The following is a 21829-nucleotide window of genomic DNA, read 5'->3' as shown; positions in this document are numbered from 1 at the left end:
AAAAGAATGCAAAATGAAATTCTGGAGTATTATTGTATTAACGATTTTTCTTAATTTTACAGCGCTGCCAAGCATTGCTGCGGTAGCAGGCTGGGATATTCTGAGAACGAATATAATAGTAAATGAAGAAGAACCCCATTCTCACCCATCCTCCTTTATTGTATACGAAAAGACCCTTCCAAAACCTCTGGATGTTTTTGACTACCTGAAGTTTTCAGAAACTGATTTCCAGGGAATGTCTTTTGTCCTGATTGATGATTCTTTTCATCTTTCACCTTTACTCACCATATTTTCTCCCCCTCCTGAAGCTTAATTCGTAGAGTTAGATTTTTTTTGTGACTATTCCATATCAGTTTCTGATATCGGATACACCCGTATTTTTAAAAAATTAAATTTTTCAAACTTTATAATTGACTTATTAAAGCAAATAAGCCGGTTATATCTCACAGCTTCACATTATGAAAAAGACATCATTGATAGGAGGAATCAAGGAGAATTTCCCTTCGGGACTCGTTGTATTCTTAGTAGCACTTCCTCTATGCCTGGGAATCGCTCTGGCATCGGGGGCACCACCATTATCAGGAGTTATCGCCGGGATCGTAGGTGGTATTGTAGTAGGATTTCTGAGTAACTCAAATATATCCGTATCGGGGCCTGCAGCAGGACTTACAGCGATCGTACTAACGGCCATTACAGACCTTGGTGTATTTGAACTGTTTTTGTGTGCCGGTATTATTGCGGGACTCATTCAGCTCATTCTTGGATTTATACGGGCAGGAAGTATTTCCAACTATTTCCCGAATAATGTGATCGAGGGAATGCTCGCCGCCATCGGAATTATTATTATTCTAAAGCAAATTCCTCACGCGCTGGGATTTGACAAAGATTATGAAGGTCATGAATCTATTTTTGACAATGGAATCAACTTTGGCTATTTTTCGGAGTTATTCGGAGCAATACATTCCGGAGCTATTATTGTAACAGTAGTATCGGTAGGTATTCTTATCGCCTGGGACAGAATTCCCGCCTTGAGAAGAATGAAAATGCTTCCAGGTGCATTAGTAGCGGTAGTAGTTGGTATTCTGCTGAATGAAGCGTTCAAATTATCCGGAAGCTCTTTGGCCATTGGCACGGAACACCTGGTTTCATTACCTGTTCCAAAGTCTCTGGATGACTTTAAAAACCTCATCACAATGCCGGACTTCGCAGGATTTACCAATCCTAAAGTATGGATCGTAGGAGCCACGATCGCGATTGTAGCTTCTATTGAGACCTTACTTTGTATCGAAGCTTCGGACAGACTGGATAGGCAAAGGAGAATTACAGATACCAACCTTGAGCTCAAGGCTCAGGGAATAGGGAATCTGATCAGCTCATTTATCGGAGGACTTCCTATGACTTCTGTAGTGGTAAGAAGTTCTGCAAATGCCAATGCCGGAGCCACTTCTAAATTGTCTGCAATGATCCATGGTGTCCTGCTGCTGGTATGTGTACTGACCATTCCTGTTATCCTGAATCTTATTCCTTTGGCAACGCTTGCTGCGGTATTGATTCTGGTGGGATATAAACTGGCTAAGCCTGCTACCTTCAAGCATTTCTGGCAGCTCGGAAAGTTTCAGTTTATCCCGTTCGTTGCAACGGTGGCTGCTGTAGTGGCTACAGACCTGCTGAAAGGAGTAGGAATTGGTCTTGCCATTTCAGTATTCTATATTTTGCAGGGGAATATGAAAAGGGCGTATTATCTGAGCAGGGAAAAACTTGATGATGCCGATGGCATTAATATAAAGCTGGCAGAAGAAGTATCCTTTTTAAATAAAGCGGCGATCAAAAAAACATTGAAAAATATAAAATCTAACTCAAGTGTGATCATTGATGCAAGAGGCACCTCATATATTGCTACCGATGTACTGGAAATGATCCAGGATTTCGCCAATATCAGGGCAAAAGAAGAAGACATCACGGTGGAACTGTTAGGATTCAAAACGTCTTATAAAGATTATGAAAAAGATGAAAACTCCCACATTCTGATCACCCACAAAAGAGCAATGTAAATTTCACTGCACATTAATTATTTTTTTAACTTTAAATTAAATTCAAAAAACAATCAAATTATATGAAAGCACATACATCCGAAACTCAATCGACGATCACTCCTGAAAAAGCATTAGAGTTCTTAAAAGAAGGAAACCAAAGATTTGTAAACAACCTTAAAGCAAACAGAGACCTTCTGGAGCAGGTAAATGCCACCCGCGAGGGACAATGGCCATTTGCTGTGGTACTAAGCTGCATCGACAGCCGTACTTCTGCAGAACTTATTTTCGATCAGGGATTGGGCGATGTGTTCAGCATCAGAATTGCCGGTAACTTTGTGAATCAGGATATTCTTGGATCAATGGAATTCGGTTGTAACGTAGCCGGTTCTAAACTTATCGTCGTATTGGGTCACACCAAATGCGGAGCTCTGAAAGGAGGTCTTGATGCCGCACAAATTGAAGGACTGGGAATGGATAACCTGAACCATCTGATTAACCATTTCGACCCGATCATCAATGAGGTGATTGAGGAGAATGAAGAGCGTTCATCCAAAAACAGTTCCCTGTTGGAAAGACTTAACCAACAGAACGTGAGAAGCGCCATTGAAGATATCCGTAAGCAAAGTTCAACGCTTAGAAACCTTGAAAGCGAAGGTAAAATCAAAATCGTTGGTGCAAACTACGATGTGGAGACCGGTGCTGTAACATGGTTATAAGAATTCAAGCTCATTATATTTCAATTATCATACAGAAAATGCCATCGAAATTCGGTGGCATTTATTTTTTATAGTACAGTGCAATCTGAAAGAAAGGTAACAACGAGCCAACTATCTGATAAAAATACAGAATTGATCGCTGCCCTGTTTTAATTTTCGATTATTTTTAAAACCGAAAAATTTCACTTTTGGGATTCATCATCATCAAAAACATCGCTTACTTCCCATTGAATGCAGACATGGTATTGTTCAAGCCTGCAAAAACGAAAGAAAGGCTGGCCTTGGAAAAGGTTTCGATCCTTTCAGTAAGCTTTTCTGTTTCCTCTTCATTCCATGTGCCAAGAACATAGTCTACCTGACGTCCTGCTGAAAAATCTGCAGAGATTCCGAAACGAAGCCTCGTATAGTTCTGGGTCTGCAGTACTTCGTTGATATTCTTAAGGCCATTGTGGCCTGCATCAGACCCTTTTCCTTTCATCCTCAATGTCCCGAAAGGAAGAGCGAGATCATCTGTTACAACGAGAACATTTTCCAAAGGAATATTTTCTTTCTGCATCCAGTATCTTACAGCATTTCCAGATAAATTCATATAGGTATCAGGCTTCAGGACAAAAACCTTCCTTCCCTTATATTTACCTTCTGCCATCCACCCGAAATTTGCGGTATTAAATGATACTTCAAGGGTTTCAGCAATTTTTTCAGCGACTTTAAAGCCTATATTATGTCGTGTATTTTCATATTCAGAGCCTTTGTTGCCAAGCCCTACTATTAAATATTTCATCAGAAATTTTTTGCAAAATTAAGGCATAAAAAATAAAAAAACTCAACCTTATGAAGATTGAGTTTAATATTGTTAAAAAATTATTTTACTGTGGCTTGTAGATATAATTAATTCCATAACCTTTAGTCATATAAGTCTGTACGTCATACACATAATTTGTACTCTTTACGATAGGCGTAGGAATTGGTGGCGTAAGATCTGTTAATGACCATCTCTTCGGATTGTTTGGAGACAGGATCAGACTCTCTTTATCATTAATTACCGTAGATAAAATTCTGGAAATTTTATAGCCCATCGGTAATAAAGTGAACGGACTGATCTGGTCATCGTATGCATAGTATTCATAGCTGTACTTCATGGTCGCTGCTCCAAATACATTCCCTGCCATAGGACCGTAGGTTCTCAACACCTTGGATACATTATCTCCTACATAAGTGTAGGCTGTTTTTGAGTAGGCATTGTAAGCAAATGGTACTCCCGTTGCGTCCGGACCGTTTCGCATAATGATAGAATCCAGTTTTGCCGTTGCCGCATTAAACTTAATGTTATAAAGTGTTTTTTCTTTTCTTAATAAGGTCTGCGGACCTGGCGTAGTTGCTGGTGGAACCGGTGGTGGTCTTCTGAAAATTGAACGGTTTTCAGAGATCGTCTGCAATTGGCTGTTATTGGCATAGGTAAACAGCTGAGTGTAGGATACACTGTCTTGATCAAGCTTTCCGTTGCCGTCAAGGTCAAGAAAGCCGTTAAAGTTGATCTGACTTATTTTGTCACCACTGTACATGATATCGGTAACGGAAGCACTGTCTGTAATCACTTTCGTTACGAGAAGGCCGCTATAATGATATTCTGCGATGGTATCTTTATCTGTAATTTCTCTGTATAATGCCCGGGGACCATTCAGTCCGCCTGTATTATTAAGATCCAACAATGGATTCCCGTCTTCATCCAATAAATCCTTACAAGAATGGATTGAGGAAAAACCTGCTATTAGTAAAATAAAATAGAAAATTCGTTTCATTTCCTGGTAATTGATTAATTTTTTGACAAATATAATTTTTTTTAACCTAAAAATTATATTATAATTGATATTCTGCGAAGATTAATCCCTATAGTTTTTCAACATTTTTATAGGTGTAGGTTACATTCTGGTTTTTTTCAACAGCGGGATATCCCTCCTTATCATATGAGTAGCTCTGTGCCGTATTCACTGATGCTGCCGGTGGTGGCATCTGAATGTACATAGAGGTAGGATTGTTTGGTGATGCTTTGTAGAAATTAACCGGATCTATCAGACTTCGGATAATAAGAAAAGTTTTCGGAAGTTTAGAATAAGCGCCTTTTTGAGCATCGTAATTCTGAAAACTATATTTCGTCTGTACTGCGGTTCCCATATTGGGAGCTCCGTTGATATCCAATATTCCTTTTGAGCAGATCACCTGGGAAATATTCTCCCCGGAATAGATAAAGGCATAATCAACAAATCTATTGTATGCACTTATTCCTCCCTCTTTTCTTTTTTCAAGAATCTTGGTCATCTTTTGGGTGGTCTGGTCGTAGGTAATGGTATAATCGCTGATATGAGAGGCTCCGGGAGTGGGAGCTGTTCCGATACACGAGGCATTATAGATCTTCCCGTCAGCAGCTGGAGTAATATCAAAATCATATTTCAGACTTGCTGATGCTGTACTCGTAAATTTTATTTTGGAAATCTGTTTGTCAGTATTATACGTCAAAACGCCGGTATAATATGCATTGCCTGCTTTCTCATCTTTGAAGATGGCTTGCTCCAAAACTCCGGCATTGGTGGTAACAAATTCTTCCTGAGCAACACTATTCACGGTCACTTTTGACAAAACTTTGGGTGGCGGAGTTCCTTCGTCAGGATTAGCAATGGATTCTGTAGGATCGGATGTGGTATTGCATGAAGCCAGCAATCCAAGGAGGGCAATACCGGCAAACATTTTTAGAAAATAGTTTTTTACCATAGAGAATTTTTTAACTTGCTCAAATATAATTCAATTTTCAATAACAACAGACACTTTATCCCCACAAATTCACAACGAACAGAATTAATAAACATAAAAAATCTAAAAACATAACGTTTTTAGATTCTTAATTATTATATGATGATAAAAATTTTAATAGGGCTGCAGAACATTTGTGGTCAGCACAGACTGAGCCATATCGTTACTCAGGAACGTCCCATCCACTGGCCTGCCTATTCCAAGAGTGGTACTGTTCAACGTCCTGTTAATGCATGCTACCTTTACTACATAATTGTTCTTAGGAGGAAGGTTGGTGAGTGTAGCATTAAGATTAAAAATCTTGTATGCACCGCTTTCCCCCAGCAGTACATCTGTTCTCACGGCTTTAAGCTTGCTGTCTACAAAAATACCGCAGGCAAAACTTGCTGATGCTGTTCCATTGTTCACTTTCTGAGCCGTAGTCTGGAAAGAAAATGTTACTTTATTGTTGTTATTCGTTACAGAAAAAGTATCTGTTGCATTCGGCAATGCAGTCCAGTTACCTGTCAATGCATCATCTTCGTAGTAAGGTACGGGGGATCCGCTGGCTGAAAAGGAAACCCCGGTCTGGTCGGCAATGGTATTCATAGAAAATAAGGACATACTTCCCAGTCCATCAGCAATTTTTATGGTTTTCCAGTCATTGGCTGCTATGGTAGAATTATTGTGCAGAATATCTCCTGGATTTCCGGCTGATCCTTTTACAAGGTCCGTCCCACCCGTTCTTATTTCTTTTCTTATACTGATATCCCCGTTCACATCAAGCGTATTAACCGGAGTGGTTGTTTTAATTCCAACCTGCGCGCTGATAAGTCCTGTAAACACAAATGACGTCACAAAAAATATTTTTTTCATACTTTGTTTTTAATTGATAATGGTATTAAAGACTTCTGGAACTTCGTAAACATCCACTTTTAAAGAAGACTGCGCAATAAAACCGTTAATATTGGTATTGGTGTTGGTTCCCACAGCAAGTGTTCTGTTTGACTCTCCGAAAGAAGCCAGTCTCGAACATGCGACACTTACCTTATGTTTTCCTTTCGCAAGATTATCTACAATACCGATCTGGTTATGGGTAAGGAAAGAATAGCTTGCATTACTTGCCTTCAGATTTCTCTGTCTGAGATTGACCAGCTTATCATCTACAAAAATGCCGCAGGCATAGTCTATAGAGGTATCTGTAGTACCATTAGCTGAAAAATCTGCCTGAACTACAGTCTCAAATTGAAAGTAGGCCTTACTTTGCGTACTGAAGACGTCAATCTCCTGCGAAAGACCGGCAATTTTTTTGAACCCCTGCAAGGTACTGATATCTGCTCCTTTGGTAAAAGTAGCAGAACGGGAGGTAGTAATTGTAGCCTGCTCACCGGAAGTAAACTTAATTCCGGCATTATCTGAGAAGGAATTGTTGTAGATCAGGTAAAATTTATTCGGTTCATATTCCGGAATACGCAGGGTCTTCCAGATCGGAGGATAGCCCGTTCCCTGAGAAACCAGTAACTGATCATTAGTCCCTTGGGTAAGAGAATTATCCGTCGTATTAAGAACTACGATTTTACCTCTGAAGCCTATATCTCCATTTACATCCAGTGTTGCTTTCGGAGCATCTGTATTTATTCCTACCTGAGCTGAAATCGTCAATACCGAGCCCAGGAATAAAGTTGATAATATTCTTTTCATCATTTTAATTGCCTTTATAGGTTACATATTCAATGACATCCATCTTCATGGTCGACTCTAGGGTAAATGCACTTGAGATCCCATTAGAATCCTGAACATTACGTCCAACTGCAAACTGAGCATTCAAACTGGACGCATCAATTTTTCTGCACGCAATTTCAATTTTATGTACCCCTACCGGCACGTTCTGCTCCGTGTAATTAAGGGTGAAAATATAATCCTGAATACCATTCTTTCCAGCATTGTTATTAGAAGCTACCCGATCCGGACGTACCGCAACAAGCTTTCCGTTTCTAAACACTCCGCATGCGAATCTTACATTGGATGATGTAGTAGAAGAAGGAGCCTTCATCTCAATTCCTGTCTGAAACTGATAGGTAAGTCTGTTTTTCCCGTTTTTGATGTTAAAATTGGTCTCAAGACCGGCAATCTTTGACCATTTGCCTTTGCTGGTATCAGTGATATTATCACCAACATTATTTTTATACACATTGTCACCAGCAATTCCGTTAGACAATCCTATAATACCATTTTGATCTGTGGAGAGATAAGAGTTGATCAGCTTGTACTGCCCTTCTTCCATAAAGCTAACATTCAGTGATTTCCAGACCGGAGGAAGGCCCTCTCCCTGAGAAACCAAAACCTGGCCGTTTAATCCGGCGTTTCCTGCCTGGGTTGGGGTTCCGCCCACTCTCAACTCTTTTCTTAAGGTGGTCTTCCCATTGATATCGAGAGTAGACTTTGGTTTGGTAGTCCCGATTCCCACCTGAGCGTCAGCATAGAATGAAAGAAGTCCAGCTGCGCAGCAATATATAATTTTTTTCATAATAAGGACTACAAAGGTACAAATTGCAACCCTAAAAATTCCAGTTATACACCCATAACCCCATAGAAATAAACACATTAGAGCATAGAACTAATTACACAAAAAAGTAGAATTATTACTACATAACTCCACTTTTAACAGTTCAATAATTAAATAGAGCATTCCAAACCCTTTCTGTGCGGGCGCTCGCCGATTTTTTTTAATCATTTAAAGGTGACTTTACCGCTTCTAAAAAGCTGTTAATTCTCTTCATCATGAATAGTTCTGGAGAAAAAGCTGATATTAATCACATGAAAAACGCCTGCAAAAAATAAATTTTTGCAGGCGTTTCATTATTTCACGAAAAAATTTTAACGCATTAAAACAATTCTTTTAATGATGTTCAATGATCGCTTTTAATAATACATTCACCTCATCTACATTCTTCACTCTTTCTTTTCTCATCATAAGCTGATTTCCTTCCTTACCCGGTTTTTCCTTAAGCTGTGCTTCCGCAGGGTTCCGGGTAAGATAATTGATGATATGGTGGAAACGGTCGGTCTGGTAAAACTTATCCTGAGGGTTGCCTGGAAAATATCCCAGGAACACTCCATTTTTCATGACAATTTTTTCAAAGCCTATATCTGCGGCCAGCCATTTCAGGGAAACACTTTTTAAAAGGTTGATGGCTTCCTTCGGCAATGCTCCGAAGCGGTCTATAAGCTCCAACTCAAACTGATGAAGATCTTTCTCATTATCAATCTCTGCTATTTTCTGATAGAGAAGCAATCTTTCTTCCGTATTGGAGATATAAGAATCCGGAAGCATAAGCTCCAGGTCGGTGTCAATATTGACATCCTTCACCGACTTGAATAATTTCTGTCTGTCTTCCTCATTGTCAAACAGATTTTCAAAATCTGCATCATCTTTAAGTTCTTCCAGGGCTTCCTGCATCAGTTTCTGATAGGTTTCAAACCCCATCTCATTGATAAACCCACTCTGCTCTCCACCTAAGAGATCTCCTGCACCCCGTATTTCCAAATCCTTCATGGCAATCTGAAAACCACTTCCCAGATCAGAAAACTGCTCGATAGCTTCCAGGCGTTTTCTGGCATCAGCAGTCATCATATCATAAGGAGGGGTGATCAGGTAACAAAATGCTTTTCTGTTACTTCGTCCTACTCTTCCTCTCATCTGATGCAGATCAGCCATTCCGAACCTCTGCGCATCGTTAATGAAAATGGTATTGGCATTCGGAACATCTACTCCACTTTCTATGATAGTGGTGGAAACAAGAACATCATATTTTCCTTCCATGAAATCCAGGACATTTTTCTCAAGCTGCTTTCCTTCCATCTGCCCATGACCGGTAATCACTCTTGCATCAGGAACGAGCCTCTGAATAAGACCTGCGATATCTTTAAGGTTTTCGATCCTGTTATTGATAAAATATACCTGTCCATCTCTCTGCAATTCATAGGAAACAGCATCACGAAGCGTTTCTTCATCAAATCCTACAAGCTGGGTATCTACCGGCTGCCTGTTGGGCGGCGGCGTCTTGATGACGGATAAATCCCTTGCGGCCATCAAAGAAAACTGGAGTGTTCTTGGGATGGGAGTAGCCGTAAGGGTGAGGGTATCGACATTATTTTTCAGGGTTTTCAGTTTATCTTTAACAGAAACCCCGAATTTATGTTCCTCATCAATAATCAGGAGTCCCAGATCTTTAAATTTTACAGAACTGCCCACCAGCTGATGGGTTCCGATGATAATATCTACCTTGCCATCCTTCAGGTTCTGTAAAGTTTCGGATTTCTGTTTCGCGGTTCTGAAACGGTTGATATACGAAACATTCACCGGAAAATCTTTCAGTCGCTCTTTAAAGCTTCTGTAATGCTGAAATGCGAGAATGGTGGTCGGAACCAATACGGCGACCTGTTTTCCGTCGGTTGCGGCCTTAAATGCTGCACGGATCGCCACCTCCGTTTTTCCGAAACCTACATCTCCACATACCAGCCTGTCCATCACTGTATCAGCTTCCATATCCTTTTTCACATCTACAGTAGCTTTTTCCTGGTCCGGGGTATCTTCGTATATAAAACTTGCCTCGAGCTCATTCTGCAGATAAGAATCCGGGGTATAGGCAAATCCTTTCGCCGTTTTCCTTTGTGCATATAATTTGATAAGATCAAAAGCAATCTGTTTTACTTTAGCTTTTGTTTTCTGCTTTAACGATTTCCAAGTTGGAGAACCCAGTTTGCTTAAAACAATTTCCCTGCCCTCCGGTCCGTTATATTTTGAAATCTTATGCAGCGAGTGAATACTTACATACAGCAGATCTCCATTTTTATAGGTAAGCTTAAAACATTCCTGAATCTTACCATCATTATTTACTTTTACAAGTCCCATAAACTTACCAATCCCATGATCGATATGAGCAATATAATCACCGATCTTCAGGGACATCAGATCCTTTAAGGTAAGCTGTTCCGATTTTGCGAAAGTGTTTTTGGCTTTGTACCGCTGGTAACGGTCAAAGATCTGGTGATCCGTATAAACCAAAATCTTATGTGCGTTATCTACAAACCCTTCATGTAATTCCGATTTGAAACTTTTAAAAGGGAGCTCATGCTCCAGCTCCTCAAAGATCGACTCCAGCCTTTCCTTCTGCTTTTCGGTAGAAAATGAAATCCAGGTATCAAATCCATCTTTTTGCTTCCCCTCAATATCTTCAATCAGCAATTCAAAATTCTTATGGAAAGAGGGCTGCGGCAACTGTTCCATTTTTATTTCAGTAACTTCTTTTAGGCCTTCAATCACCATTCCTCCAAAATCGAGGGTTTTAAATTTTTTATAATCAAACAGGAATTCCTGATCAGAAATAAAAAGGTCCTGTGGAGTCCTGTGGGCAATGTCTTTGCTTAAAGTTTCATATTTTTCGAGAGACTTTTCATAAAATGTTTTAATCTTCTGTATTCCTACCATTCCGTTTCTGGAAACGATATAACTGGTCTCCGGTAACAATTGCAACAATGACACCCGACTTCCGGTCACGGAAAAATTCATATTGGAAACCAGCTGAAATTCTTTTACCTTATCTACTGAAAGCTGCGTTTCTATATCAAAGGTCTTAATGCTTTCCACCTCATTTCCAAAGAAAGTGATCCTGTAAGGTTTTTCGTAGGAATAGGAAAATACATCTACGATGCCGCCACGCACAGAAAATTCCCCGGGTTCTGATACGAAATCTGCCTGCTGAAAATGATAATGGTTCAGTAGTTCATCCACAAAATCGAAATCGAGCTGATCTCCCACTTTTATATGGTGCGAAATCGCCTTGAAGTCTTCCTTTTTAAGCACCTTTTCTGATAAAGCTCCCGCATAAGCGACAATGACTTTTGGCGAGCGGCCCGAATTGATTTTGTTTAAGACTTCTGTTCTTAGTACAAGATTGGCATTCTGGGTTTTTTCTACCTGGTATGGTTCAAGGTGTGTAGCCGGGAAGTAAAGCACTTTTTCTTTTCCAAGCAGATCTTCCATCTCGGTATTTGCATACAAGGCATCTTCTTTATCATCTACCAGATAAAGGATATTTTTCTTCTGAACCAGAAACAGTTCAGCCACAAATACAGAAACTGAAGAACCTGCACTTCCTTTTACAGCAATATGCTGATGATTTTCTAATGGGCCAAAAATTTCTTTTCCGATTTCCTTTTGCAGCAGTTCGGGAAGAAACTTTTCACTGATGGATTTTAACTTCATAAATACTAATGGTATAAACGGCGAAAGCGATTTCGGGAGTTTTCCGAAATCGTTTATGATGTACAAAGGTACATATATTTTTTTCTTCCCCTAAAACAAAGAGAAGGTTCACGGCTTACAATGAAGAACTTAGGAGAAAACTCTTAATTTTTTACTAATTTATCTTATTAGCTGTTAAAAAAAAACAAATATTTTTTTGATGGCATAGTGTTTGGCCATTCTATTCAATCAAACATTAAAAGTAGTATTATGAAAAAAGCAATTAAAATCTTAGGAACATTGATGCTGTTGATCTTCACAGCATGGTCATTAACGTCGTGTGACAAGGATGATGACCCTACCAACAACGATTTCTTCGCAGGAACTTACAAAGGCAGTGTTTCTTATAAAGACGGATCTACCGATATAAATACGGATAACGGAAGCGTATTTGTAACCAAGATTGCAAGCGGCACCAAGTATAACTTTGGATTTTCAAACAGCATTCCTGACCTAAACGGAATTGAGTTTGAGAAGAAAGGAGACAACTCTTTGGTGATGATCGGATCTACGGCGACCTCTTATATAAGAATCGACAATAACGAATTGAAAATCTTATACATTAAGGATGGCAAGACGTGGACAGCCAACTGTACACGTTAAGCAAGTTTTTTTATATATTTTTAAATCCTGTTTTCTTTTTTGGAAGCAGGATTTTTTTATCCGGAACAGGTCTTTAATATTTTTTTAAGCAGTAATAAACTTTAGTTAAGTTTAAAAAATCAGTTTTTATAGCCTGCTTTTTGTATATCTTTATTCAACAAAAAACAAACAATAGTTCTTATGAAAAAATTATTATCTGCAATGTCTTTAGTTTTAGGATTAGGACTTGCCACTGCCCAGCAGACTGCTCCCGCTACCAGTTCTACTGCTCATCCAGCAAAAACAACGACCGTAAAAGCGGTGAAACCAACAGAGGTAAAAGCGGCTAAGGCGGCAGAGGTAAAAACGGCAGGCACAGCCCAGCCGGCAGCTAAAATGAAAAAAGACGGCACCCCGGATAAACGATACAAAGAAAACAAACGTCTGAAAAAAGACGGTACGCCTGACAAAAGGTATAAAGTCAACAAATAAGCACAACATTAACATATAGTTGTTATTTTCATAATCAAATTTCGAGAAGGCCGGTGATCTGTTTCATCGGTTTTTTTATGTCTAGTCGCTTAAAAATGATATAAGATTCTGGACTTATTTATAAATTTGGACCATGTTAAACTTCTTCAAGAAAAATGCGGCGCTTATCTGGGCCAAAAAACATGTTCAGAAGTCAGAGGATTTCAAAAAAAATGCAGATAAAAACCAGGAAGAATTATTGCTTTCTCTAGTCACTACTGCCCGGAAAACACTTTTTGGCAGGGAGCATGATTTTGAAAACATCCATTCTGTACAGGAATTTCAGGAAAAGGTTCCTGTAGCCGATTATGAAGATCTGAAACCTTATATTGAAAGGGTCAAAAAAGGACAGGCCAATATTCTATGGACAGAAACTCCCGAATATCTGGCCAAAACCTCGGGCACCACTTCGGGATCCAAATATATCCCGATCTCCAAAGAGGGAATGCCATTTCAAATTGCGGGTGCCCAAAGTGCGCTTTTCCATTATATAAGTCAAAAAAACAATGCAGATTTCGTCAATGGAAAAATGATTTTTTTACAGGGAAATCCAGAGCTGGAGGAAGTTTTCGGGATCAAAACGGGACGATTATCGGGTATTGTCGCTCACCACATTCCCGGTTATCTCCAAAAAAACAGACTGCCCAGCTGGGAAACCAATATTATGGAAGACTGGGAAGCCAAAGTAGACAAGATCATTGAAGAAACCGAATTTGAAAACATGACCCTGATTTCAGGAATCCCGCCATGGCTCATCATGTACTTTGAGAAACTTGTTGAGAAGCACGGCAAAAAAATAAAGCAGCTTTTTCCAAACCTGCAGCTTATTGTGACCGGCGGGGTAAACTACGAACCCTATCGTGACAAAATGGAAGATCTGCTGGGAGGGAAAGTGGATATCATCCAAACTTTTCCGGCTTCTGAAGGCTTCTTTGCCTTCCAGGATGATTATACAAAAGAGGGGCTTTTGCTTCTCACAAATCATGGGATTTTCTATGAATTTATACCACTGGAAGAATATGGGAAACCCGGAGCAAGAAGATTATCACTAAAAGAGATTGAGCTCCATAAGGATTACGCATTAATCCTCACAACCAATTCCGGCTTGTGGGCCTACTCGATCGGGGATGTTGTACGCTTTATTGACAAGAATCCGTATAGAATTCTGGTAAGCGGAAGAACGAAACATTTCACTTCTGCGTTTGGAGAACATGTGATCGCCTTTGAAGTAGAGGAAGCAATGAAAGCAGCGCTGGAAAAACATCCTGCACAGATTACAGAGTTTCACCTGGCTCCTCAGGTGAACCCGGACGAGGGTCTTCCCTATCATGAGTGGCTGATTGAATTTGAAAAGGAACCGGAAAATATGGAGACCTTCAGAAACGAGCTGGACCTACAGCTCAGAGCAAGAAATACCTATTATGATGATCTGATCTCAGGAAATATTTTACAACAACTGCGGATCACCTGTCTTTCGAAAAATGCATTCCACGAATATGCAAAATCTCAGGGAAAATTAGGAGGCCAGAATAAGACGCCAAGATTGGCCAATGACAGAAATACTGCAGATCTATTAGAAATTTATAAAATTTAAAGACATTTTTTCAATTCCAAAAACGTATATTCGAAAAAAATTATAAATTTGAAAAACTAAAAGAAAATAATGAAAGCATCTGTACTGTTAAAATCATCTTTACTAACGTCTTTATTTGTCATCACATCTTGTGCTACCACAAAATACAGCGAGGATATTTCAAAAAATAATTATTCAAACCTTGAAGCTGGGAAAGTATATAAGATTACCATGAGAGACGGATCTCCGAAACAGAAAATATTATTCAGAAATGTAGTGGGAGATAATATTGTAGGTACAGCCGGCAAAAAAGACAGTACAGAAGTTGTCATTCCGAAAGCGAATGTAGCTGCTGTAAAAGACAGCAGAAAAGCCAGAATTGCAGTTGGTGCTACCGTGATTGGGGCAGCAGGTGTAGCCGCCTTGATTATCAGCTCTTCAAGAGCAGACTAAAATAGATTTTATCTTTCAGGATATATTTAATATATCTTTTAAAAATCAGCATATCAATAGCCCTAAATAAATTTTTAGGGCTATTTTTGTCCATGATTTCCTTTACTCCGCTACAAACATTAAAAAATGTTGAATTCAGAAATCTTCTTACCGGAAGGTTTTTTATCGTTTTAGCTTTCAGAATGCTTGCCACTTTACTGGGATGGTGGGTGTACCAGCTGACAAAAGATCCCTTTTCCATAGGCCTTATCGGACTCTCGGAGGTGATTCCTGCCGTAAGCTGTGCTTTATACGCCGGCCATGTAATTGATATGAATGAAAAAAAGAGGCTGTTGCTCATCTGTAACTACGCTTATATTTTTCTGATCGGACTGCTTCTGATCCCCGCTTTTTTTGATGTAGAAATGCACTTCACCGGCCATCAGATCACCTATTTCATTTATGCGGTGATTTTTTTCACAGGAATTGCTAGAGCATTTATCGGCCCCATTGTTCCTTCCATGATTCCCAAAATTGTAAAAAAAGAGAATCTCCCGAATGCGGTTACTTTGAATCAGGCTACATTCCTGATATCTTCGGTATGCGGACATGCAATCGGCGGGATTCTTATTGGCTATTTCGGGGTCAAATGGACGCTGGTTGTTATTCTATCCTTAATATTTATGGCCTCCCTATTTTTCTGGCAACTTCATAAGCAATATTCAGAATATAAAAAAGAAACGGTAAACGTCGTGGAAAGCATGCGTGAAGGCATTTCCTATATTTTTAAAACGAAAGAAATTCTGGGTGCGTTGTGTCTGGATATGTTTGCTGTACTTTTTGGTGGTGCTGTAGCGATGATCCCGGTTTTTGCCACTGACATTCTCGATGCGGGTGCTGAAGGATTCGGCCTCCTGAATGCAGGATCCGATATAGGTGCCATGCTTGTGATCACTGTTTTATCTATTGTTCCTTTGCGCAAAAACCAGGGAAAAATTCTCCTTGCGGTCGTTACCGGATTCGGGTTGTGCATTATTGGATTCGGGTTATCTAAACTGTATTGGCTTTCCTTTATGTTTCTTGTGATGAGCGGCATCCTTGACGGCATTTCTGTAGTGATCAGAGGAACTATTGTACAGTTGAAGACTCCGGACCACATCCGGGGACGGGTATTGAGCGTGAATTCAATCTTCATCATGTCCAGCAACGAAATGGGACAATTTGAAAGTGGAGTTATGGCCAAACTGCTTGGCGTTGTACGTTCCGTGGTATTCGGAGGATGCATGACCGTTTTTGTGGCATTACTGGTGGGAAGCACCAATCCTAAATTAAGAAAAATGCAATATTAAAGATATTCATTATCAACCTGATACACCAATAACCCGTAATCAGGCTTAATTCGAAATATTCAAAAACAGAAGAGGACAATTTCTCTTCTGTTTTTACTTATACACTTATATTATTAGAATATTTTACAACAATAACTCTAAAATAAAGGATAATAACCCGGATATCATTACCATCTTCATATAATTTTATACAAATAAAAAAATACAACATTCAGATCGAAGCAGGTATTTTCTTTAAATATATCTCAGAATCTTTAATTTAACGTTAATAATTTTTTATATTTGCTGTAAATTACCCCCCTTATGAATAAACTTCTACTAATTCTGGGTCTTCTCATGAGTGGATCATGGATAAGCGCCCAGACTTTTTCAGACCAGACTTTGCAGCAATCGGTTCTGCGGCTCAGTGAAGCGAAGACAGACAGTGATTACAATACTCTTTTTGACACATTTTCAGGAGCCGGTTCTTCGGAAAAATGGAAAGCGGATTACTACGCTGCGGTATCTATGTTCCTTAAAACCAATTACCTTTTAAGAAATACTCCGAATACACCTCTCGCTGCATTTAACGAGACGGCCGGAAAATTAGCCCTACAGGCAATGGGTTCTAAAAAAAACAACGGAGAGATCAACACACTCCTAGGACTTATTACTATACAAAAAATAAGAATAGTGGCATCGACTGATCCTAAAAAGGATTTGAAAACAGCTATCGGATATATGTCAAAGGCAGACGCTCAGTTAAAAAACAACCCAAGACTTAGTTTCCTGAAAGCCGAAATAGCAGAACTCTCCAACAATAAGATTGAAGCTGTGGAACAGCACCGGAAGGCAGCAAAGGAATTTGCGGCTGCCGATCTTTCTTCAGAAACTCCAAACTGGGGCAAGCAGCTCATCAACTAATAAACTAAAGAAAAAACGAAAGAATTTCTGAGCCAAGAAAGAGGGAATACATTACCCGTATGAAGTATTGAGCACTGTTTCAGCAATGCAACATTACAATGTATGCAGCTCTTTAGAATCATAGTTTTAATATTTGTTTTAAACTTCTCCTATGAAAAAATTACTATTCATTTTCTCAATCATATTTTCACACATTGTATATGCCCAGTCAGACTGTGCAACAGCCATGGCTGTCTGTGGTAATACAGATATTTCCTATACCCCCGATGGTCATGGTGACACCCTGGAAACAATTGGTGGCTGCCTCAGCGATGAAAGATATTCAGTGTGGTATACATTTACCATTGCCAACGCCGGAACACTGACTTTTGAAATTGTTCCCAATGACCTGGGCAATGATTATGACTTTGGGGTTTTTGGGCCTAACAAATCATGCGCTAACCGCGGCACCCCAATCAGAGGTTCCTATGCAGTAACGAGTGGTATCACAGGTCTCAATATGACCTCTACAGATTTATGCGATGTTGTAGGCGGAGATAAATGGGCAAAATACATGGATGTGCTTCCAGGTGAAACTTATTATCTGATTGTGAATAATCACAGCCAGTCTACCAATGGCTTTAAATTGGTATGGGGTGGTACAGCTACTTTAGCATCTCCTTTTACAGACCCTGCCATACAGCCGCATCCGTTTAATCCTCCAGGAATTCCGGCAGCCAATCCTGCGGATCCAAGAGAGGTAATAATTTGCACCAATCCGATTGCTTTTGATTTCTCTTCGCTATCTGCAGGAATATTGAACGGCAATCCAAACTTTACGATTACTTATCATACAAATCAGAATGACGCTTTGGTGGCTAACAATCCGATTACCATTCCTACCGTTGTCAATACAACAGATGTATATTACTACAGCATCAGCTATAGTGATCCGGCGAATGCCAACAATCCGATCAACAAGTGTAAACAAACCGGGAAATTTAAATTCAAGGACGGCACCATTACCGCTAATGATGCGACGCTGACGATGTGTAATAACAACAATGCAGGAACGGCTACATTTGATCTTACTACCGCAGATGTTTTTCCTGATCCTACCGCTACTAAAAAATACTACCCCACCTTATATGACCTGAATGCAGGAACCAATGAGATCACGTCAATTTATCAGTATGTTTCAGCTGAAGGAAAAATATTTGTCAAAGTAACGTCTCAGTTCGGATGTAGCGATATCGCAGAGATCACGTTGAAATTCCATCCTATTGTGGTTGTCAATGATGCAAACCTGAGAGCTTGTTTCATCGAGACCAATCCTTCAACAGGATTATTCAATCTTGAAAATGCTTCGGTAACCACAGCGGCTACAACCAAGAGGTTCTTCCCTTCATTTACGGATGCCATAGACGGCACTAATGAAATACTCGCTCCAAAGACATATGTTGCCCCTAACGGTGTAGTATATGTAAGGGTAACAGACAACAGAGGATGTTATGCGATTGCAAAAATCAATTTAACAGTACTACCTCCTGTAAAATCTGATGTCTTAGTGGATAAGATCATCTGCATGGAAGACAAGACTACCTTAGATGCAGGCCCGGGATTCAACAGTTATGAATGGAGCACTGGAGCAACTACCCAATCGATAAAAGATGTTGGAGTGGGAATCTACTGGGTAAAGCTGAAAACAGGAGAGTGCATTACCACTCAGACTGTAACAATATATCCTTCTGAACAACCTGTAGTTTCAGAAATTGAAGTATCCAACAACAATTTAACCATCCACGTGATCGGAGGAACGCCTGATTATCAGTACTCGATGGACAATATTATATGGCAGAACTCCAATACCTTTACGAATATTGCGAGAGGAACATATAAAGTCTATGTAAAAGATGCTTATGACTGTGAACCGATAGAGGTTTCCGTGGTAGTTCCTAACCTGATCAACATGATCACACCTAACGGAGACGGAGTGAACGATGTTGTAGATTATTCTGCAATGGGTGATAAACAAAACCTTGTATTCAACGTTTTCGACAGATATGGGGTAAAAATCCACCAGGCAGATAAATCCAACGGATACAGATGGGACGGAACAATCGCCGGCAAGAAAATACCTACCGGAACGTATTGGTATTCTGTATCCTGGAATGAAAACAACAAAAAGAGCACAGCCTATAAATTCTCCGGCTGGATCGTTGTAAAAAACAGAGAGTAATTCATTTAATACATTAAAAGCCGCTCTGGCGGCTTTTTTTTCTATATTTATAGGATGATAAAATATTTCACTCCCATTGTTTCACTAAAATCATTTCAACAATGAAAAAAATACTACTTCTTTTTATTTTATTGATAACACAGGCAGTCTATTCGCAGTCCGACTGTATTACAGCAATTCCTATCTGCGGTAATTCAAACATTTCCTATACCCCTTCAGGGGTTGGAAATATCGTAGAGATCCTAAAGCAAAATGGAGGATGTCTGGGAAGTAACGAGAAATATTCTGTATGGTACACTTTCACAGTATCTACTTCCGGAACCTTAGCCTTTACCATTAAGCCTAATGATCAGGAAGATGACTATGATTTTGCAGTGTATGGGCCTACCACCAACGGATGTGCCTCTTTACATGATTCGCAATACATTTTCATACAGCCTTTACGCTGCAACTACTCACCTACAGACGGGGACACCGGTCTTGACCTGGCCCTTGCTCCACCTGCTGTTTTTCCTACCAACCCTCCGGGAACTACTGCCAGTATGAATAGTGGTAAATGGAGTCCTTATATGGATGTACAGGCTGGTGAAACCTATTATCTGGTTATTGATAACTTCAGTGAATCGGCCAATGGCTTCTCAATGGAATGGGGCGGTACCGCAAGTTTAAGTTCTGCATTTAATGATCCCGCTCTGGCACCAAACCCGTTCATTACACCGGGCATTCCTGCAGCTGACGTTAATGAGCCAAGCACTGTTATGGTTTGCGGTCTTCCAACTCAGTTTGATTTTTCAACGCTTAGCGCAGGAATCATTAACGGAAACAACAGCAATTTCAATGTAACTTATCACAAAGACACCAATGACGCTCTTACAGGGGACAACCCACTTACAATAACAACGGTAAACGGAGCTACAACCTACTATTACAGAGTAGTTTTCCGCGACCCAGCCAACCCAACCAACCCTGCTAACGGATGTTTCATCACCGGAAAATTCAAATTTGTAAACGCAAGTATTACCGCCACTACCGCAACGCTGTACTCTTGTAATAACAATGGGGCTGGTACTGCAAAATACGATCTTACAACAGCCAATGTATTTGGCGGAGCAGGAGCAGTTATCAAATACTACCCTACTCTTGCAGATCTTACTGCAGATACCAATGAAATCACCGATCCGGCAAATTACGTTTCCCCGGAAGCAACAATACATGTAAAAGTGATCTCTACATTCGGATGTATAGCTACGACGACTGTAAGACTTCTCTTCTATCCTACTATTACACTTACTGATGCACTGATAGAAAACTGTTATATAGAAAACGATATCACCCGTTCTACATTTGACCTTACTAAAGCTTCCATTGGTCTTCCAACTCCAGTTCCGGCCGGAACCGTAAAAAAATATTACCTTACGCTGGATGATGCTAAGAATCAGGCGAACCCTATCTTAAATCCGCCAAGCTTTCTTTCAACAAGTACTACGGTATATGTAAGAGTAAATAATGATCAGCTTTGTTATTCGATCGCTAAGATTGAACTGAAAGTTCTTCCACCGGTAAAATCAGCGGTTTTAAAAGATAAAACAATCTGTGCAGAAAGTAAAACCACATTGGATGCAGGACCTGGATTTGATGGCTATGAATGGAGCACAGGAGCTACTACAAGCTCCATCAGTAATGTAGGCATTGGAGCGTATTGGGTAAAACTTAAGACCGGAGAATGCTACACCCTTCAGGAAGTGCATATCCGAGCTTCTCTGCAGCCTGTTATTTCAAATATTGATATTACCAACAATGCCATCACCGTGACAGCTACAGGCGGGGTTCCTCCATATAAATACTCTATAGACGGAGCTACGTGGCAGGATTCCAACAGCTTTACAGGACTTCCAAGAGGAGAGAATACCATCTATGTAAAAGACTCTTATAACTGTACTCCTATCCAGATTACCGTTACAGTGCCTAACCTTGTGAACGCCATCACTCCTAACGGGGACAATGTCAATGATTTTATTGACTACTCTGCGCTGGCGTACAAAAAAAACCTAGTATTCATTGTGTATGACCGATACGGAAACAAGTTGCATGAAGCGAATAAATCCAGAAACTTCACGTGGGACGGAATGGCATTCGGCAAGAGAATTCCAACCGGAACCTATTGGTATACCATATCGTGGAACGAAAATGACAAAAACAATACGGAAACCAAATACTCAGGATGGGTATTGGTAAAAAATAAAGAATAATTTTTTATTAATGTATTTTTAGAATCACCTCAGACAGGGGTGATTTTTTTATCAACACACCTCACCTGTCTGTTTACAGCATTTCCAGAAAGACTGCTAGTAATTTGTTGAATACTATTTTTCTATTATTTTTTAAATAAACTATCTTTGCA

Annotated in this window: 18 protein-coding genes; 11 read left to right on the top strand and 7 right to left on the bottom strand. The window is 39.8% G+C overall.

The window, feature by feature from the left end:
- Positions 1-13 precede the first annotated feature (13 nt).
- From DRF67_RS05230 to DRF67_RS05220, 3 genes are all read left to right on the top strand, one after another.
- Positions 14-313: a hypothetical protein gene (locus DRF67_RS05230; RefSeq protein ID WP_115927281.1), complete on the top strand. Its 300-nt coding sequence runs from the start codon at positions 14-16 to the stop codon at positions 311-313.
- 145 nt (positions 314-458) lie between these two features.
- A complete protein-coding gene (locus tag DRF67_RS05225; protein WP_115927280.1) occupies positions 459-2051 on the top strand; it encodes a SulP family inorganic anion transporter in 1593 nt (530 codons plus the stop codon).
- 62 nt (positions 2052-2113) lie between these two features.
- Entirely contained in the window at positions 2114-2749 is a 636-nt protein-coding gene (locus DRF67_RS05220) for a carbonic anhydrase (RefSeq protein ID WP_115927279.1), read from the top strand.
- 217 nt (positions 2750-2966) lie between these two features.
- On the opposite strand, the gene pth is transcribed toward DRF67_RS05220, so the two are convergent.
- The 7 genes from pth to mfd all read right to left on the bottom strand — a co-directional run bounded on the left by pth (position 2967) and on the right by mfd (position 11801).
- The gene (gene pth / locus DRF67_RS05215; protein ID WP_115927278.1) at positions 2967-3530 is read right to left on the bottom strand and encodes an aminoacyl-tRNA hydrolase; all 564 of its coding nucleotides are present in this window, start codon (positions 3528-3530) and stop codon (positions 2967-2969) included.
- Positions 3531-3615: 85 nt separating this feature from the next.
- Complete coding sequence (locus DRF67_RS05210) at positions 3616-4548, bottom strand: hypothetical protein (protein ID WP_115927277.1); 933 nt, start codon at positions 4546-4548, stop codon at positions 3616-3618.
- An 88-nt stretch (positions 4549-4636) separates the two neighbouring features.
- Positions 4637-5515, bottom strand: coding sequence for a hypothetical protein (locus DRF67_RS05205; RefSeq protein WP_115927276.1), 879 nt, complete (start codon positions 5513-5515; stop codon positions 4637-4639).
- Between the two features lie 153 nt (positions 5516-5668).
- Entirely contained in the window at positions 5669-6409 is a 741-nt protein-coding gene (locus DRF67_RS05200) for a hypothetical protein (protein WP_115927275.1), read from the bottom strand.
- 9 nt (positions 6410-6418) lie between these two features.
- On the bottom strand, positions 6419-7237 hold the full coding sequence (locus DRF67_RS05195) for a hypothetical protein (RefSeq protein ID WP_115927274.1): 819 nt from the start codon (positions 7235-7237) through the stop codon (positions 6419-6421).
- A 1-nt stretch (position 7238) separates the two neighbouring features.
- Positions 7239-8060, bottom strand: coding sequence for a hypothetical protein (locus DRF67_RS05190; protein ID WP_115927273.1), 822 nt, complete (start codon positions 8058-8060; stop codon positions 7239-7241).
- Between the two features lie 372 nt (positions 8061-8432).
- Positions 8433-11801 carry a transcription-repair coupling factor gene (gene mfd, locus DRF67_RS05185; RefSeq protein ID WP_115927272.1) on the bottom strand — a complete coding sequence of 1123 codons (3369 nt, stop codon included), beginning with the start codon at positions 11799-11801 and terminating at the stop codon, positions 8433-8435.
- Between the two features lie 249 nt (positions 11802-12050).
- On the opposite strand from mfd, the gene DRF67_RS05180 reads away from it, so the two are divergent.
- From DRF67_RS05180 to DRF67_RS05145, 8 genes are all read left to right on the top strand, one after another.
- Complete coding sequence (locus DRF67_RS05180) at positions 12051-12443, top strand: hypothetical protein (protein WP_115927271.1); 393 nt, start codon at positions 12051-12053, stop codon at positions 12441-12443.
- A 180-nt stretch (positions 12444-12623) separates the two neighbouring features.
- Positions 12624-12914 carry a hypothetical protein gene (locus DRF67_RS05175; RefSeq protein WP_115927270.1) on the top strand — a complete coding sequence of 97 codons (291 nt, stop codon included), beginning with the start codon at positions 12624-12626 and terminating at the stop codon, positions 12912-12914.
- 133 nt (positions 12915-13047) lie between these two features.
- Complete coding sequence (locus tag DRF67_RS05170; RefSeq protein ID WP_115927269.1) at positions 13048-14547, top strand: GH3 auxin-responsive promoter family protein; 1500 nt, start codon at positions 13048-13050, stop codon at positions 14545-14547.
- A 69-nt stretch (positions 14548-14616) separates the two neighbouring features.
- Positions 14617-14979 carry a hypothetical protein gene (locus DRF67_RS05165; RefSeq protein ID WP_115927268.1) on the top strand — a complete coding sequence of 121 codons (363 nt, stop codon included), beginning with the start codon at positions 14617-14619 and terminating at the stop codon, positions 14977-14979.
- Positions 14980-15071: 92 nt separating this feature from the next.
- Positions 15072-16307, top strand: a complete 1236-nt coding sequence (locus DRF67_RS05160; protein ID WP_115927267.1) for an MFS transporter — start codon at positions 15072-15074, stop codon at positions 16305-16307.
- 303 nt (positions 16308-16610) lie between these two features.
- Positions 16611-17210, top strand: a complete 600-nt coding sequence (locus DRF67_RS05155) for a hypothetical protein (RefSeq protein ID WP_115927266.1) — start codon at positions 16611-16613, stop codon at positions 17208-17210.
- A gap of 151 nt (positions 17211-17361) precedes the next feature.
- On the top strand, positions 17362-19428 hold the full coding sequence (locus tag DRF67_RS05150) for a T9SS type B sorting domain-containing protein (protein WP_115927265.1): 2067 nt from the start codon (positions 17362-17364) through the stop codon (positions 19426-19428).
- 101 nt (positions 19429-19529) lie between these two features.
- Positions 19530-21677, top strand: a complete 2148-nt coding sequence (locus tag DRF67_RS05145) for a T9SS type B sorting domain-containing protein (protein ID WP_115927264.1) — start codon at positions 19530-19532, stop codon at positions 21675-21677.
- The last annotated feature ends 152 nt before the right edge of the window (positions 21678-21829 follow it).

The sequence above is a fragment of the Chryseobacterium pennipullorum genome, from assembly GCF_003384725.1.
GTDB classification, from domain to species: Bacteria; Bacteroidota; Bacteroidia; order Flavobacteriales; family Weeksellaceae; genus Chryseobacterium; species Chryseobacterium pennipullorum.
This window is presented reverse-complemented; position numbering and strand designations above follow the sequence as displayed.